We start from the raw sequence: 18518 nt of genomic DNA, 5'->3' as shown, positions 1-18518 counted from the left end.
GTTTTCTCAGGCGCGGCAGGACTTGCCGGGATTAACCCTGGCGATGCTCAACGCCAGTGATTTCATCCGCAGTTGGGGCTGGCTGTGCGCAGCGATCATGGCCGCCAGTTTCTGGAGTTGGCGGTTGTATTTGCGCAATCCGGCGGCACGTTTGAGTTGGCATCATCGGGTGTTGAAGTTGCCGCTGTTCGGGCGTTTCATTCTCGGTCTGAACACCGCACGGTTTGCCTCGACGCTGGCGATTCTCGGCGGCGCCGGAGTGCCGTTGTTGCGTGCGCTGGAGGCGGCGCGGCAGACGCTGTCCAACGACCGCCTGAGCCTGAGCGTCACTGAAGCCACGGCCAAGGTGCGTGAGGGTGTGAACCTGGCGGCAGCGTTGCGCGTGGAGAATGTGTTTCCACCGGTGCTGATTCATCTGATCGCCAGCGGTGAGAAAACCGGATCGTTGCCACCGATGCTCGAGCGTGCGGCACAGACCTTATCCCGTGATATCGAACGCCGGGCAATGGGCATGACCGCGCTGCTGGAGCCGCTGATGATTGTGGTGATGGGCGGGGTGGTGTTGGTGATTGTGATGGCGGTGTTGTTGCCGATCATTGAGATTAATCAATTGGTCCAATAGTGGTGTTGTTGCGCAGGGCCTCTTCGCGAGCAAGCTCGCTCCCACAGTGTTCGGTGTTGTGAAGTCAATTGCATTAACAACATCAATCCCTGTGGGAGCGAGCTTGCTCGCGAAGAGGCCAGTACGCGCAACAAAAAATCCAGATTTTTTTCCAGGACTTCAGCATCACCCGACCCTCAAAAGAACCATCCTCGGGTTCTCCTTTCTGTCATCTGCAACCACCCGCCAACGCCTCCAGCCCGATTCAGCCAAACCCACGATCCAGACGCTGCGCAGCATCCAACAAACACCCGAGAAAATCCCTTCAGAAACACCGTTCAGCTCCCGAGGTTTTTTCCTTTATCTGTCACCGGAACCTGCGAATTTCTCAGTGCGACTTAACCAAGGCCAACGCTAGCGAGGGCCCCGGTGAGTCCTCCCAGTGTCATGCAAGTCACCCGAAAACCTGTGTTCACAACCTAGTTGAAAAGGAGATTCTTCATGTTCAAGCGCACTCTGATCGCAGCTTCCCTGACCGTCGCCGCTCTGGCTTCCGCTCAAGCCATGGCCGTTACCGGTGGTGGTGCAACTCTGCCTGCCGCTCTGTACAAAGGTTCTGCCGACAGCATCCTGCCAGCCAACTTCACCTACGCGGCTGTGGGTAGCGGCGCTGGCAAAACGGCTTTCCTGACCAACGTTGCCACTGGCTTCGGCGCCACCGGCACTGTGCACTTCGCCGGTAGCGACTCGGTACTCAGCGCTTCGGACATCAGCACCTACAACAGCGCGTTCGGTGCTTCGTACGGCCCGCTGATCCAACTGCCGTCGGTGGCCACTTCGGTTGCCATCCCTTACAAAAAATCCGGTCAGACCGCTCTGAACCTGACCAGCGCGCAACTGTGCGACGCTTTCTCGGGCACCGTGACCACTTGGGGCGGCCTGCTGGGCACTGCTGACACCACGCCGATCCGCATCGTTTATCGCAACGTTTCCAGCGGAACTTCGGAAATCCTTACCCGTCACCTGAACGCTGTCTGCCCAACCAAGTTCACCACCAACTCGACGTTCGTCAACGCCCGTCCAGCCGGTTCGACCCTGCCGTCGAACTGGGTCGGCGTCGCTGGCACCGCTGACGTTGCGCCTACCGTTGCCGCCGTTGATGGTTCGCTCGGTTATGTTGGTCCGGACGGCGTGGACGCCACCAGCAACGCCCTGGTTTCGCGCATCAACAACGTACAGCCAACCTCGGCCAACGTTGCCCTGGCACTGGCTTCGGTGACTCCACCGGCGACCGCTGCTCTGGCCGCTGACCCGACTCGCTGGTCGCCAGTGGTGGCTAACCCGGCCATCGGTTACAAACTGGCTGCCTACACCAACCTCATCGTCGGTCAGTGCTACAAGGATGCAGCCGTGGCCAACGACGTGAAGGCGTTCCTGACCACTCACTACAACACCACCACCAACGACCTGGCCGTCAAGAACCACGGTTTCGTGACTGTGCCATCGGCCTGGAAAACCAAGGTGTATGAGACCTTCGTTTCCAACGCTACCGGTTACAACCTGAACATCAACAACACCAGCGTCTGCAACACCATCGGTCGTCCTTTGTAAGACGCCCGATTCACACCGCAACACGAATGGCAGCCCCTCGGGTTGCCATTTTTTTTTGCTTCCGTTCGTGGGGCATTCGATAAGGAGATTGAACATGTACAAACACATTGCAAAGGTTGCGCTGCTGTCGGCGGCGGCGCTGATGTCGGCTCACGCGTTGGCGGTGACCGGTGGCGGGGCGACGTTGCCTGCCGCGCTGTACAAGGGCTCGGCCGACAGTATTCTGCCGGCCAGCTTCAGCTACGCCGGTGTTGGCAGCGGGGCAGGCAAAGTGGCGTTTTTAAGCAACAATGCTGCGCCATTCGGCACTACAGGCACTGTGCATTTCACTGGCAGCGATTCGATCCTGACGGCAAGCGAAATCAGCCAATACAACAGCGCTTTTTACGCCAGTTATGGTCCGCTGATTCAGCTGCCATCCGTCAGCACCGCCATCGTCCTGTCCTATAAGAAAAGCGGTATCAGCAATCTCAACCTGACGAGCAGCCAGTTGTGTAATGCGCTGTCCGGTGACACCGCAACGTGGGGCCATCTAATGGGCACTGCCGACACCACGCCGATTCGCGTGGTTTACCGGAACAACGCCAGCGGCACCTCGGAAATCCTCACTCGCCACCTCAATTCCGTTTGCCCGACAAAGTTCTCGACCAGTTCGTTGTTCACTACCGCGCGCCAGCCGTCAGGTTCGACAGTGCCGATAAACTGGGTCGGCGTGTCGAGCGACAGTGATGTCCTGCCTACGATCAATCAGGTCGACGGCTCGATCGGTTACTCCGGCCCTGACGGTATCCAGGTGACCGACAACACTGTCGTTGCCCGTCTTAACGGTGTGCTGCCAACCCCGCTCAACGTCGCGCTGGCACTGTCTTCGGTGACGCCACCGTCGACGTCTAGCGACGCCTATAATCCCGCCCGGTGGTCGCCCGTGGTGGCGAACCCTGCCCTTGGCTACAAAATTGCTGCCTACAGCAACTTGATCATTGGTCAGTGCTACAGGGATGCCAACGTGGCCAACGAAATACGCAACTTTCTCACCACTCACTACAGCCAGCCTGGCAACAATGCTGCGGTACAGGCGCACAAATTCTTTGCGATGCCACTGAGCTGGAAAAACGCCGTCACCGCCAACTTCATCACCAATACCACTGGCAACAACCTCGACATCAACAATCCGGCCGTGTGCAACGGCATCGGTCGTCCTCTTTAAAAGTGACTGCCGCCAAACCGATGGCAGCCCCGTAAAGGGCTGCCATTTTTTTTGATGGCGCAGAACGGCCCGCCGCGAATACTCCCCCAACATGAAGTTTGTGTGACATCCGTTCGGTCGCGACCGCCGCCAACTGCCTATGACGTAACAGCAGGTTTTTGCACGCCTGCGGCATGTGTGGCAACCAACGTGTGGCAACCCAAAAGGATCTCGTAGTGATGCTCGCTCGCCCATCCCGTCGTACCAACGTCCAGTCGTTCAAACGTGAAGCCGTGGAGCCGGCGCTGTGGTTGCTCAAACCGCTGGCGCACGCGGTGGCGTTGTGTCTGGTGGCGGGCAATGCGCACGCGGCAACGGCGTTCAGCTCCAACTGGTTCGCTGCCAAGGGGGCCGCGCAGCAAGCCGCTGCCGCACGGCCGAGCACTGGCGGTTTGCCGGGGATGACGCCGCCACTGGCGCAGCAGCAGAAAGCCAACCAGCAATTGCAGCGCTCGATCCAGACCCTGAACAACACCGTCGCTGCGATTGCCGCGCAGCAGGCGGCGCAGGCGGCCGGTCGTGCCGCTGCGTTGGGCTCGGTGCAGTTTGTCCCGGACGGTCTGGGCGAGGGCGGTCTGAAGGTCGATAACAGCCTCACCCAAGGTTGGCAGAATGCCAAAGGCCCGCAGCAAACCCAGGCTGACGGCAAGACTACCGTGAAGATCGAGCAGACTGCCGACAAGGCCATCCTCAACTGGGAGACCTTCAACGTCGGGCGCAACACCACTGTCGAGTTTGCCCAGCAGGCGAACTGGGCGGTGCTCAACCGGGTCAACGATCCGAATGCGCGGGCGAGCCAGATCCAGGGGCAGATCAAGGGTGACGGCACGGTGATGCTGATCAACCGCAACGGCATCGTCTTCAGTGGCAGCAGTCAGGTCAATGTGCGCAACCTGGTGGCCGCGGCCGCCAACATCACCGATATCCAGTTCCGCGACCGTGGCCTGTATTTCGACAGCAGCGCCACTCAGCCGACCTTCACCGATGCCGCCGGCAAGGTGTTGGTGGAGCGCGGTGCGAGTATCACGACGCACAAACCGGCGACGTCGACCGATGCCGGTGGCTATGCCTTGCTGCTCGGCAGCGAAGTGCAGAACGACGGCAGCATCAGCACCGCCAAGGGCCAGACCGTGCTCGGCGCCGGTGATCGCTTCTATATCCGCAAGGGCGCAGGGACCGAGGGCAATGCGCTGTCGACCACGTTCGGCAACGAAGTCACGCCGGGCTTCAAGGCCGGCAACGTCAGCGGCAAGGTCAGCAACAACGGCTTGATCCAAGCCGCCACTGGCGACATCACTTTGACCGGCCATGAAGTCGTGCAGAACGGCGTATTGCTCGCCAGTACGTCGGTGGCGTCTCGCGGCACGATTCACTTGTCCAACCCCGCGAGCGACAGCGGCGGCAGTGTCACCCTGGCGCAAGGCAGTGCCACGGCGATCATGCTCGACAGCAGCGACCTGACGGCGCTCGACAGTCAGCATCAGGCCGCCCTCAGCGCGGTCACTGCGAACAACCGGATTCGCGGCGATCAGTCGCGCATCGAGATTCAGAGCGGCGGCAGTGTCGAGTTCCAGAACGGCTCGATCACCCTCGCCACCGGCGGACAAGTGGCGGTGACGGCGCAGCGCCGCAGCCTGGTGCGCGACGGGGCGATGATTGATGTGTCGGGTGCCCTCGGCGTCAAAGTGGCGATGGAAAACAACAACATCAAGATCAACGTGCAAGGCAACGAGCAGCGCGACGCCTCGGTCAACCGCGACAAAGGCGCGCTCAACAGCAATGACATCTGGGTCGATGTGCGCGAGCTGGTCTACGTGCCGGCCGGCACCAACGGCTATGCCACGGATCGCTGGTACACGGCCGGCGGATTGCTGGAAGTCGGCGGCTATCTCGGCACCCAGGCGCACAGCGTCGGCGAGTGGATGGCGCAGGGCGGTACGGTGAGCTTTGCCGGCAACGATGTGGTCACCGAGAAGGGCTCGTTGATCAATCTGTCCGGCGGCACCATGGACGTGCAGAGTGGCGAGATCCGCCAGAGCTGGCTGCGCGGTGCCGACGGCAAGCTGTATGAAGTGTCGCGTGCGCCGGGTGATCTGCTTTACACCGGGCTGTACAAAGGTTTCGAGGACAGTAGCGAACGCTGGGGCCAGACCCGCTATTTCTACAATCCGCTGATTGCCCCGCATTCGCGTTTCGAGTCGGGCTACACCGTCGGGCGTGACGCCGGTCAACTGGTGATTGCCACGGCCAACGCCGTGCTCGAGGGGCAGATGCTCGGCGAGGTGTATCAGGGCGAGCGGCAGAATCAGGCGCCGAAACCGGTGCTTGATGGTTATGCGCAGAGTCAGACCGCGCTGGCGCGCCGCGCACAATTGATCGTCGGCAGTTATGACCCGGCGTATGTGGCGGCCGCGGGCGGCGTGTTGTATGCGCTCAACCCGTTGCTGGATCAGGTGCAGATCGGCGGTCAACGGCCACTTGCCGGCACTGATCCGGACCTCGCCGGCGCCGTGTCGCCGGCGCGCCAGGGCAAGCTGTTTCTTGATAACGATCAGCTCAATGGCTTCCGTCTCGGTGCGCTCAAGGTGGCGGCCAGGGATCAGGTGGTCGTCGCGGGTGCGCTCAGCGTCGATACCGCTGGCGACATCACCCTGTATGCGCCGGATGTGCAGGTCGACGCTGACCTGAGCGCGCGCAGCGGCAGCCTGCGTCTGGGCAACGTACTCAATCAGTTCAACGGCACCGTGAGCAGCGACACCCGACTCACGGCGAACACCGGCAAGCCGACGCAAGTGTCCGTGGCTGAAGGCGTTCACCTCGATACGCGCGGCGTGTGGAGCAACCTGCGCACCCAGCCCGACGATGGCGCCAGTCTGGCCTCGCTCAACGGTGGCTGGCTGTCGATCCGCAGCAGCGGCGATATCAATATCGGCGCCGGCAGCCTGCTCGATGTGTCGTCCGGTGGCGCGATCCTCGCCAACGGCAAGACCCGCGGTGGCAAGGGCGGTGACCTGACCGTGGAATCCAGCGCGATTTCCGCCCCCGGTCAATCGCACCTGCGCCTCGATGGCGAGTTGCGTGGCTACGGCGTAACTGGCGGCGGCACCTTGACCGTGCAGGCCAACAAGATCCTGATCGGCCAGACCGACAAAGCGTTGGCCGACAACACCCTGCGACTGTCCACCGATCTGTTCAACAAGGGCTTCTCCGCGTACAACCTGATCGGTTTGAGCGGCCTGGACGTCGCCGAAGGCAGCGTCGTTGACGTCAGTCTGCCGGTGTACCGTTTTGGCGACGCCGCGCCGAATCAGCTCAGCGGTGCCGACCCACACGCGGCGCTGGAGCTGTGGACGCCGGCGTTGTACCAGGAAAACCCGACCCAGGGCGTGCTGACGCAACGCGCCGGTGCCAGCCTGACGCTGCAAGGCGGGGCCAGCCTGCTCAGCCTGATCGACGCGGCCAACAGCAGCCTGACCCTCGGCCGTGGTTCGCGCATCAGTGTCGACCCGGGGCAAAGCATCAAGTTGCGCAGCGCCGGGCAGATCACCGTGGACGGTGAACTCAATGCCTGGGGCGGCACGATTGATATTCGCCAGCAACAGTTCGGTGCGATCAAGCCGGCCACCTCCGATCAACTCGCCGAGCCGAACGCACACAATCGTTCGATCTGGATCGGTGAACACGCGCGGCTGGATGTGGCGGGGCGCGTGAACACCGCAGTGGATGCCTTGGGTCGCACCTACGGGCAGGTCGGCAAGGGCGGCAGCATCATCCTCGGTGGCGAGATCGACGCGAAACTCGCCACGGCCACGGCCGCCGATGCCTACCTGGTGGTGCGCCAAGGCGCGCAGCTCGATGCGTCTGGCGCCGAGGCGCTGCTGGACATCGCCGGGCAAGGACCGACACGTGTGGCCACCGACGGCGGACGCATCGCTATCGGCTCCTACAACGGCCTGTTCATCGACGGCGATTTACGTGCGGCAGCGGGCGGTGCCGGGGCGGCCGGCGGTCGTCTGGAAGTGGCGCTGGAGACGCCGTTGTACGCCGATTCGGCGGCCAACAACGTGCGCACGCCACGCGAGCTGATCATTGACCAGACGTCGACCGGGCAGACGCTTGCCGCCGACCTGCGCCCGGGCGAGGGTGACGACGGTTTGCGCTACGGTCAGGCCCGGGTGCATGCCGACAGCCTGATGGCCGGTGGCTTCGACACCTTGAGCCTGTTGAGTAACGGCCTGTTGTCGTTCGACGGTGACGTCAATCTGCACATGCAGCAAAGTCTCAGCCTGTACGCCGGGGCGCTGTCTCTGGCCGAGTCAGGCAAAGACACGGCCCGGGTCGATCTGAGCGCGCCATATCTGCGCTTGTCCGGTGTCGGCAGCTATTACAGCGTGGTCGGCAGCGTGCGCCCACGCCTGACGAACAGCCCGACCGGCCAACTCGCGGACGCCCGCTTCACGGCGTCGGCCAACTTGCTGGATCTGGGCAACGGTCTGTCGTTCGGGGCACAGGGTTCGATCCTGCAACTGAAAGCACCGGCCGCCGAATACAGCCGCCGTGGGTTTGCCCAGGTCAGCCTCGACAGCAGCGGTGATCTGCGCTTTCTGGCGCCGACCGATGGCGCGGATAAAAGCCGTCTGTGGACCCCGGGTGACTTGAACCTGCGTGCGGCGCAGATTTATCCCGCCAGTGATGTGCAGGCCGAAGTGCGTGTGGGTTATCAGGGCGCGCAGTCGGTTGCCGAACATACCCTGCGCATCAGCGGCCACGGGGCGGCGCCGGCTGCGGCGCCTTATTCGGCGTTCGGCAAGCTGACGTTCTCGGCGGCGTCTATCGAACAGGGCGGCGTGTTGCGTGCACCGCTGGGCAAGATTGTCCTCGGCGACGACTTGTTGACTACCACCCGTGAGGTTCGCCTGCTGCCGGGCAGCGTGACGTCGGTCAGCGGTGTCGGGCTCGTCATGCCATATGGCGGCACCACCGACGGCATCGACTACCGCTACGGCGGCAAGTCAGTGGTGTTTAACGGCGTCACCGGGGAAGCGACCGGCGTGTCGATGAGCACCCAATTCATCGATGTGCAGAGCGGTGCAGTCATCGATTTGTCGGGCGGCGGCGACCTGCGTGGCGCCGGTTTCATTTCCGGGCGCGGCGGTTCCACCGATGCCCGTTTCAATCCGCTGGTGCGCAACGCCATCGACGGCACTTTCAGCCTGCCAGGGCTGGCGAGCAACCCGGTGTACGCGATCGTGCCGGGCAACCAGAGCACTTACGCGCCGGTGCTGGCCGAGGCGGGCGCGGTTGATCCACGGATCGGCCAGCAGATCACCCTCGGCGCCGGAGTGCCGGGCTTGGCGGCCGGTACTTACACGTTGTTGCCATCGACGTTTGCCTTGCTGCCCGGCGCGTTCCGGGTCGAAGTCAACGGTCAGGCCACGCCGGGCGCAAGTACGGGTGTGTTGCCGATGCGCAATGGTTCGTGGACCGGCAGCGGGCAGATGTCGATTGCCAACACTGGCCGACGCGACAGCCTCGCCCGACAGGTCATCCTGACCCCGGCGCAGGTGTTGCGCGGTTACTCGCAATACAACGAAACCAGTCTCAGCCAATTCATCCAGAGCGATGCCGTGCGGCGCGGGGTTCCCCGGGCGCTGGCCCCGCAGGACGGCAAAACCCTGGACCTGCGCCTGATTGACGGTGGCGAGCAGGACATCGCGTTGCAGTTCAATGGGCAGGCGCGGTTCGGTGCCGCGGCCGGTGGTCTGGTCGGCACGGCCGTGGTGCGCAGCGGCAACGCCCGCAGCAGTTTCGAAATTCTCGGCAGCGGGCAGGCGCCGACCGAGGGCTTCAACGGTATTTCGCTGTACGCCGAAACGCTGAATAACCTTAACGCCGGACGTTTGACCATTGGCGCGATGCCTACTGTCAGCTACAGCACCGCGGGCAACATCATTGGTTTCATCGGTGACACCTCCAGCATCGTCTTGCGTGACGGGGCGTTGCTGTCGGCGCCGGAAGTGCTGTTGCGCAGTAACTCGATCAATGGCGGCATCACCATCGAAGCGGGCGCCGGGATCAACGCCTTGGGGCGTGGCAACGCCGCTTATGACTCGACGGCCGGGTACATCTATCAGCCGGGCGCGTCCAGTGTGGTGGTGGTCTCGAACGGCTGGACCAATGTGCTGGCGCCGGAGGCGGGCGGCGGTTTCACCGGTGCCGGCAGCATTCGGATCGGCACCTGCGCCACGGCAGTTTGCGCCAGCCCGGCGCTGCTCTACTCAAACGGCAGCATCACCGCCGCCACGGATAACCAGTTCGAACTCGGTGAAGCCGTGCGTTTCGGCACGCGTCATCTGGCCCTGGCGGTGGGCGCGGTCAACGCTGGCAGCGCCGAAGCGTTGGCGGCTGCGGGCAACCGCGTACCGGCCGGCCTGACCCTGAACCAGAATGTGCTGGACCGGTTGCTGCGCGGTGATCGCCAGTTCGGCGCGCCGGCTCTTGAGACACTGAGCCTGACCACGCGTGATGCTTTCAATCTATACGGCAGCGTGACCCTCGATACCTTCGATGCGCAGACCGGTCAGAGCAAGCTGCAAAACCTCGTCCTCGCCACCCCGGCGATTTATGGCGCAGGCACGGCCGAAGATATCGCGACGATCCGCACCGCCAACCTGATCTGGAACGGTGCCACTCAGGACCCCGGCAGTGTGATCAGCGGCGGCGCCGGTACCGGCAGCGGCACCCTGGATATTCAGGCACAACGCATCGAATTGGGTTATGGCCCGATGCCACAGCCCAACGGCCTCGATCAGAACAATCGTCTGGCGCTGGGTTTTGCCAACGTCAACCTCAGCGCCAGCGAACGCATCACTGCCAACCACAAGGGCAGCCTGGCGGTGTATCAACAGCAGGGCGCTTACGACCCGCTCAAGGGTTACGCCTACACTGGCGGCAATCTCACTTTGCACACACCGTTGCTGACCGGTGAGGCAGCGTCGGTCAATCTGCTCAAGGCCGGCAATCGTCTGACGCTCAGCGGTGCCGGTGCTTCGGGTGTGGCCGATGCCCTCGGCGCAGAACTCAATCTGCAAGCCCGCGACATCGTGCTCGACAGCCGCATCGCGTTGGCCAGCGGCAAGCTCACGGCCAAGGCCGAGCACGACTTGACCCTCGCTGGCGGCGCGCAACTGGACATGGCCGGGCGCACTTTGCCGTTCAACGACGTGAGCAAGTACAGCTGGGGCGGCGACGTGTCGTTGTTGAGCAACAACGGCAACATCCGCCAGTTCGCCGGGTCGCGCATTGATCTGTCGGCGAAAAACAATCAGGCCGGCAACCTCAGCGCCGTTGCCTTGGAAGCGGATGCTGGCATCGTCGATCTGCAAGGCGAGATTTTCGGCGCCAGCAGCGGCTATTACGATGCCGGCGGCACGCTGGTGCCGTACAAGGCTGGGGGCGTGGACATTCGCGCTCAGCAGTTGGGCGGTGATGCGAGCGTGCAGTTCGCGGCACTCAACCAACGCCTGAATGCCGGGCAGGTGTTCGGCAGTCGCAGCTTGCAACTCAAGCAAGGCGATTTGCTGATTGGCGATGGGCTCAAGGCTGGCGAGGTCAATGTCTCGGTGGACAATGGCAGCCTGACAGTCAACGGCTTGATCGATGCCAGTGGCGAACGGGTCGGCAGCATTCGGCTGTCGGCGCAGAACGGCCTGACCCTGGCCAGCAACAGCGTGCTCGATGCCCATGGTCGGGTGTTGCGCGTCGACAGTTACGGCAAGATCATCGACGCGCCGAACCGGGCCATGGTCGAGCTGAATTCCGGGGCCGGTGTCTTGACCCTGGCGTCCGGCACGCGCATCGACTTGCGCCATGGTACTGATGCGGTGCCGGGGTTCCTCGCCGGTCAGCATGACCAGATGCTGCGCGGCACCGTGGAACTCAACGCGCCGCGTCTGGGCGCCGGCGACATCGCCATCGATGCCAGCGGCACTGTGAATATTCAGGGTGCGCGTTCCATCGGCCTCAATGGTGTGCGCCGCTATGACGATGCGCGTGATGGTGTCGACCCTGCGGTCAGCGGCCGGCCTTATCAGGTGATTGATCAGGCCCTGGTCAGCCGTATCGACGGCGACAACAGCACGTTCATCGACGCTGCGCTGAACAACGCCGATCTGTTGCAACGCAAACTGGCCGGCCTGAATAATGCGGCTTACGCCGATGCTTTCCACCTGCGCCCTGGCGTCGAGATTGCCAGCAAGACGGCTGACGGCGACCTGGTGGTGGAGGGTGATATCGACCTGTCGCGTTACCGCTATGCCAGCCTCAACCCGCACACGCGCAAGGTCGATGGCGTCTACGGTTCCGGTGAATCCGCAAGCCTGGTGATCCGTGCCGGCGGCAACCTTGATATTTACGGCAGCATCAACGACGGCTTCGCGCCGCCACCCGAGACGGTCGACGATGCTGGCTGGAAGCTGTTGCCGGGCGTACAGCCGTTCGGCGGTGATCTGGTTGTCCCAGGGACCGGAGTGACGCTGGCGCCGGGCACGCAATTCCCGTCGGGTGTGACCCTCAACTACGATCTGCCGATTCAGGCGACGACGCTGGTCAGCGGCACGCTGTTGCCGGTGCAGGTGGAACTGGCGGCGCCTTATACCTTCAGTGCCGGCACGGTGTTGGCGGGGGCGGTGCATGATGCCTCGGGTAATCTGCTGTATGCCGCCGGGACGCTGTTGAGCAGCGATGTGACCGTGCCCGCCAGCAGCCGTTTGGGTGCCGGTATTCGCTTGAACCGCAACACCGCGTTGCAAGCCATGAACTGGCCCAAAGGTGTGCCGTTGCCGGGCGCCTTCGATGCCGACACCGGCAGCAGCAAGCATTTGATGTTGAGCAGTTCGCTGGCGCTGTTGCGCGGGTCGTTGATTCCGTCGATGACCAATGTGGTGCTCGCTGACGGTGTCGCATTCATCGAGTTGCGCGCTTTGAATGGCGCCAGCCAGGGTGCCAACTGGGCAATCGCGCCGATGTTGCCGTCGGGTAGTGCTTCATGGTCGATCCGCGCGGTGGTGGGGGCTGATCTTTCCGCCGCCGATAGTCGTGCAGTGAAACCGCTCACCACCGAAGGCAATTTGCGCCTCGCGGACACTCATTACGGGGCGAAGATCACCGAAGGCAATCCACGCGCGGTGTGGTCGGAAACCAACCAGTATGGTTTCCCCGCCTTCGAACCGGTGCCCGAGGAATACCTGATTCTCTGCGAAACCGATCCCGGTGCCTGTGCACCGATGGCGCGCTGGACCTGGGCTCCCGGCAACCAGTTCGGCTTTCAGGATTACGCGCCGATTCCCGAGGAATACCTGACGCTGTGCGACAGCTATCCCGAGGTGTGCGTCGAAAGCAATCCGGCGAAAAGCGCCAGTATTCACAGCCAGATGTTCAGCGTCTTGCGCACCGGTACCGGTGATCTGGATTTGATCGCCGCCGGTAACTTGAGCATGGCCTCGCCGTTTGGTGTGTACACCGCTGGCACCCAGTCGGCCGATGTCGATCCGCGCTTCAACCAGAAACGCGCACACCTGTCTGATAACGGTTCGGTGCTGGGCAGTGCCGGTGGCGACGTTGAAAAATGGGTCGACGGTGGCGCCGACAGTCTCTATCAGGCCTGGTATCCGCAGTTCGGTGGCAATCTGACGGTCAATGCCGGCGGCTCTGTCTCCGGTGACACCCTCGGGCGCAAGGCCGCGAATAGCGGCGGCTACCGTGAGCAGGTGCCAGGTGTCGCGGTGGGCAATTGGTTGTGGCGCCAGGGCGATGGCAGCAGTGACGTGCCGACCGCCTGGTGGATCAACTTCGGCAGTTATGTCACTCAGCCGCTGCCGGATGCCGACATGGACGCGGCGCCGTATCTGGTGGGTTTTACCGGTTTCGGTACCTTGGGCGGTGGCAACATCAGCCTGCGCGCCGGTGCGGACGCCGGCATGCTCAAACCGATGGGGGATGCGCGGACCAACCCACGCAGTCAGGGGTTGATCGTGGCGGTGGGCAGCAGCGGTCGTGTCGGCAGCGACGGCAGTCTGCAATTGACCGGTGGCGGCGACATGGACATTCGTATCGGTGGCACGCTCAATCCGTCCCTGCAAGCGCGCGCCGGCAACGATGGGATCACGCCACCCAAGCACGATCTGCAAGGCGCGTTGATCAACCTGCGCGGCGCGGCACAAGTCAGCGGCAGCGCGGTGGGCGGGATCAATCTGCAATATGGCGCCAACAGCGTGTTGCATGATGCGCGCGAAACCCGCGCGCTGGACCCGTTTACCGCAACCACCAGCAATGCCTCCGGCGGGCTTGTACTGATCCCCGGTGACTCGGGCATGCGCATCAACACCCGTGGCGATCTGGTGCTGGGCGGCGCAGCGGACCCGGGCCGGGTGCGCTTGCAGAACGCCACGCCGCTGTTTGACGAGGCGGGGAACGTCAGCCAGGGCGGGATTTTGAGCAGCTTTTCGCTGTGGACTGAGCACACGGCCATCGATCTGTTCTCGGCGGGTGGCAACCTCACGCCGAGTACCCAGTTGGCCGAGACGGACACCAACGGGCCCATCAAGGGGCAGAACACCTCGCCAACCGACAGCCGTTTCGTCTATCCATCGATTCTGCGCGCAGTGGCGGGGCAGGGCTCGATCTACGCCGGTTCGTCGGCGGCTTACAGCGTCGGCAACACCGCCCCGGCGACCGCCTATTCGCTGTTGTTGGCGCCGTCGGCGTCGGGTCAACTGGAACTGCTGGCCGGTGATTCGATTTATGCCGGTGGCTATGCGATCAACCAGTCCGGGGCCAGTCCACTGGCGATTGCCACGCCGTTCGCTCCGGCGTTCAACGGCTATGCCAGCAACTCGGCGCAAACGCCGTTTATTTCCAACAGCGGCAGCGATGGAGTCCTGGCTGAACCGAACCTGCGTTATCCCTTGTTCGCTTTCGGCAGTAACTCGTACGCCGGCCTCAGCGATGTCATGGGCCCGGCGCGAATCTACGCGTTGACCGGTGACCTGGTCGGTATCCGCAGTGGCGAATCGTTGCGGGCGAGCGATTCGCTGCGCACCTGGTACGAAGCGGCAGGGCCGGTGTGGATGATGGCCGGTCGCGATATCGTCGCCTCTGGCACCAATCTGGGCCAACCGACGATTTCGCCGAAGGATGGCGTCGGCACCAGCAAGGACACGATCTACTCTACCGGCAACCTGTTCGTGCACAACGACCCGAGGGATGTATCGAAAGTGTCGGCCGGTCGCGACATTCTCTACAGCAGCTTCGACATCGCCGGTCCCGGCACCCTTGAGGTCAATGCCGGGCGCAACCTCCTCATGGAGGACCGGGCCAGCATCACCAGCCTTGGCTCGTTGCTGGCTGGTGATCAGCGGCCGGGCGCCAGCGTGGTCTTGCAGGCGGGCGTCGGCGCGCAGGGGCCGGATTATTCACGGTTCATCGCGCGCTACTTGAACCCGCAGAACGTCGCCAGTGCGGATGCCTCTCTCAGCGCGCAACCGGGCAAAGTGGTCAAGACTTACCTCGACGAATTGCAGAGCTGGCTGACCTTGGGCTACGGCTTCAGTGGCAGCGCAGAGCAGGCGCAAGCGTTCTACGCCGCACTGCCGAGCAGCGCACAGGCGGTTTTCGCGCGGCAGGTGTATTTCGCCGAATTGCGTGCCGGTGGCCTGGAATACAACGATGTCGACGGCCCCCGTCAGGGCAGTTACCTGCGCGGTCGCAATGCCATTGCCGCGCTGTTTCCAACCACTGATGTGGCGGGCAATCCGATCCGCTACGACGGCGATATCACGATGTACGGCGGCGCCGGGGTCAAGACACTGTTTGGCGGCGACATCCAGATGCTCACACCGGGCGGCGGCCAGGTGTTCGGCATCGAAGGCGCGGCACCGCCATCCACGGCGGGGATCATCACTCAGGGTTCGGGCAACATTCAGCTCTATTCGCAGGGCAGCATTCTGCTGGGGCAGAGCCGGATCATGACCACGTTTGGCGGCTCGATTCTCGGCTGGTCTGCCGAGGGCGATATCAACGCCGGTCGTGGCTCGAAAACCACCGTGGTCTACACGCCGCCGAAACGTGTTTACGACACCTGGGGCAACGTGACCTTGTCGCCGTCGGTGCCAAGCACCGGCGCCGGTATCGCCACGCTCAACCCGATCGCCGAAGTGGCGCCGGGCGATATCGACCTGATCGCGCCGCTGGGTACCATCGACGCGGGGGAGGCGGGGATTCGTGTGTCGGGCAACGTCAACATCGCCGCGCTGACGGTGGTCAACGCCGCGAACATTTCGGTGCAGGGCAAGGCGACCGGCGTGCCAGTGGTCTCGGCGGTGAATACCGGGGCGATCACTTCGGCCAGTTCCGCCGCATCGTCGGCCACGCAAGCGGCGGAAGATGTTGCACGTCAGCAGCAAGCGGCTGCGCGGCAGAATCAGGCCTCGGTGTTTACCGTGCAGGTGTTGAGTTTCGGTAACGAACAACTTGCGCCGTCTCGCGATGGTGCCAGCCGCGCGCCGGCCCCGGGTTACAACCCGAACAGTCCGGTGCAGGTGTTGGGCGCCGGGGCGCTGGATGAACAGGCGAAGCAACAGTTGACCGAGGAGGAGCGCGGGCAACTGACGTTGTAAAAGACTCTCGTGTAGTACGTTTGGGCGACCTGTTGGTCGCCCTTTTTTTACCTGTACACATACACTTGAACTGCTTTCGCTGCGATACGAAATGGAGGTGGCCGCTATACGCGGGTCGCAGACCGGGACTACGGCTAATAGTTGTCGCTGATTAGCCCCCCAATCACCAAGACCGATGATGAGGTGGCGTTGCCGACATAAGCACGGGTACCGTCCGTGCTGACGGCGATCCCGTAGGGATTGCTTCCGCCAGGGATGTTCTTCAGGACTTTATTTGTCGTCGTGTCAATTATCGAAACCGTGTGACTACCATGATTGGAGACAAAAATGCGGCTACTTTCCGGGCTGACAGCGATCCAGTACGGATTATTCCCGACCTGGATATTCGTTAAGACTTGATCCGTCGCCGTGTCAATCACTGAGACCGTATTGCTAGTCCAGTTGCTGGCATAAACGCGGGTACCGTCAGGGTTGATTGCGATCCCGGTCGGCTTGGTTCCGATAGGGATGCTCGTAAGGACTCGATCCGTCGTCGTGTCAATAACCGAGACCGTGTTGCTAACCCAGTTGCTCACGTAGACTCGGTTACCGTCCGGGCTGACGGCGACGCCGTAAGGACTGTTCCCGGTCGGGATATTCGTCAGGACTTGATCCGTTGCCGTATCAATCACTGAGATCGTGTGGCTACCAAAATTGCTGACATAAGCGCGGGTGCCGTCCGGGTTGAAGGCAATCCCCCTCGTGTAGGTCCCACATGAAATGTTCGTCATGACCCGATTCGACGTCGTGTCAATCACCGCGACTGATCCGCGATCATAGCTGCAGACATAAGCGCGGGTACCATCCGGGCTGACGGCAACCCATCTCGGGCCGTTCCCGACCGGGATGGTCGTCAAAACCTTATTCGTTGCCGTATCGATTACCGAGATCGTGTGGCTGGCAGAGTTACTGACATAAGCGCGGGTACCGTCTGGACTGATAGCGATCCCGTCCGGACCGATCCCGACCGGAATTTTACCCTCCGGCCCCAGCCCCGTAACGGCTACGTTTGCGGTGTCGACCTGAATACCACTGGTGGCGCTCAGAGTGTAGGAGCCAGGGAGTTGCGTGCCTTTGACGCCGCTGACGGTGACCCTGCCGACAGCGTCGGTAATGAAGTCACGCTGGCCGCTGTCGCCATCGGAATACGTAAAGTTGGCCGGGAGCGTCAGACTCAGGTGCCCCCCGGCGATGGGCGTGTTACTGCTGTTGCGAAGATGCATTTCAACAGCCTTGAGCTGACCGTGCGGCGCAATGGTATAGGGCGCGTTGTTGAAGCCAGGCACGCCGAACTGTTTTTTACTGACCGTATAGACGCGCAATGGGAAGGTGACCACATTAATGGTATCCAGCGACGCTTTGAACACCACCTTCAATTCGCTTCCGTGCGGCAAATCTTTCAGATAGCTGTAAGGCGCAGTAACCGTGTAATAGCCATTATCCAGCCAGGCCTGATGTACAGCATTTTTGTCTCTTGTGAGTAGGGCGCAATCATGCGGAACACCATCGGCTTTCTTGCCTTGCAGCGTTAACTCGACGGGTTGACCAACCGCGCCAAGGGGCCAGATGTTGGTACGAATCGAGGCGCCGTTGACCAATGCAGTAATGTCCAGTTCCGGTCCCGCTCCATCGTTCGATGCCTCGGTGATCCAGGATTTTTCCAGCGCACTTTCAGGCATCGGCGACACCGTGATAGTACAAGGAGGAGAGGGTGCCGGTTCATTGTCACCCCGTTTTACGATGTAGCTCACTGTCACTGGTTTGCCCAGGTTGAAGGGAACTACGGCGTTGTCCAGCGGGAGGAACTGGTCCCCTTGCGTAGTAACTTCGAACGGTCCGAAGGTCCGGGTGCCGGGGCCGTCGGTACCGGTCCAAGTCACGGTGATCTGGGTTTTGATCATATTGGCGAAGGCCATGACCACTGCGGTCAGCGCGTCTTTGGCGGCAATCGGTTGAAGAATGTTATCGGGCGCCTCCTTGATTTTTGGAGGCTCGAATATTTCCTTTTCGGCGATTTTGATGTTCCAGGCCTCGGATTCCGGCATTGCGCCGTAATTGCCCTTCACTGTGTAGCGGTGGTCACCTGTGGATTGTGCCCCCAGCGTATGGTCCCACGCGCCATTTGCATCGACAGTGATAGTTTCCACTGGCGCAGCGTTGTCCTGCAACTCGACCGTCAGTCCTGCACTGGCCTCGCCTTGGAATTTGAATGAGATCTCGGTAGTACCGCTGCCGCTTGGGATCTCTTTGCCACTGACCGAGCCGGTTACCGAATCAATGGTCGGCGGATCCAGCGCCACCGGTTGCCCTACCGTAAACTCCAGCTCATTCGAATAACTGGTCGTAT

The 18518-nt window shown here is 62.2% G+C and carries 5 protein-coding genes; 4 read left to right on the top strand and 1 reads right to left on the bottom strand.

From position 1 onward, the window contains the following. The 4 genes from FGA82_RS31325 to FGA82_RS31310 form a co-directional block, all read left to right on the top strand. Positions 1–622 (top strand): type II secretion system F family protein (locus FGA82_RS31325; protein WP_171057401.1); only part of this gene is annotated, 622 nt, incomplete at its 5' end. A gap of 480 nt (positions 623–1102) precedes the next feature. Continuing rightward, positions 1103–2212, top strand: a complete 1110-nt coding sequence (locus tag FGA82_RS31320) for a substrate-binding domain-containing protein (protein WP_064120671.1) — start codon at positions 1103–1105, stop codon at positions 2210–2212. Positions 2213–2306: 94 nt separating this feature from the next. After that, a complete protein-coding gene (locus FGA82_RS31315) occupies positions 2307–3419 on the top strand; it encodes a substrate-binding domain-containing protein (RefSeq protein WP_141130075.1) in 1113 nt (370 codons plus the stop codon). Positions 3420–3637: 218 nt separating this feature from the next. Continuing rightward, positions 3638–16132, top strand: coding sequence for a filamentous haemagglutinin family protein (locus FGA82_RS31310; RefSeq protein ID WP_141130074.1), 12495 nt, complete (start codon positions 3638–3640; stop codon positions 16130–16132). Positions 16133–16266: 134 nt separating this feature from the next. Here FGA82_RS31310 and FGA82_RS31305 read toward each other — a convergent pair. Then, positions 16267–18518 (bottom strand): beta-propeller fold lactonase family protein (locus FGA82_RS31305; protein ID WP_171057400.1); only part of this gene is annotated, 2252 nt, incomplete at its 5' end.

The organism is Pseudomonas fluorescens (assembly GCF_005938625.1).
Lineage (GTDB): Bacteria > Pseudomonadota > Gammaproteobacteria > Pseudomonadales > Pseudomonadaceae > Aquipseudomonas > Aquipseudomonas fluorescens_BD.
The sequence above is the reverse complement of the archived record's forward strand: the minus strand, read 5'-3'. Positions and strand labels throughout refer to the sequence as shown.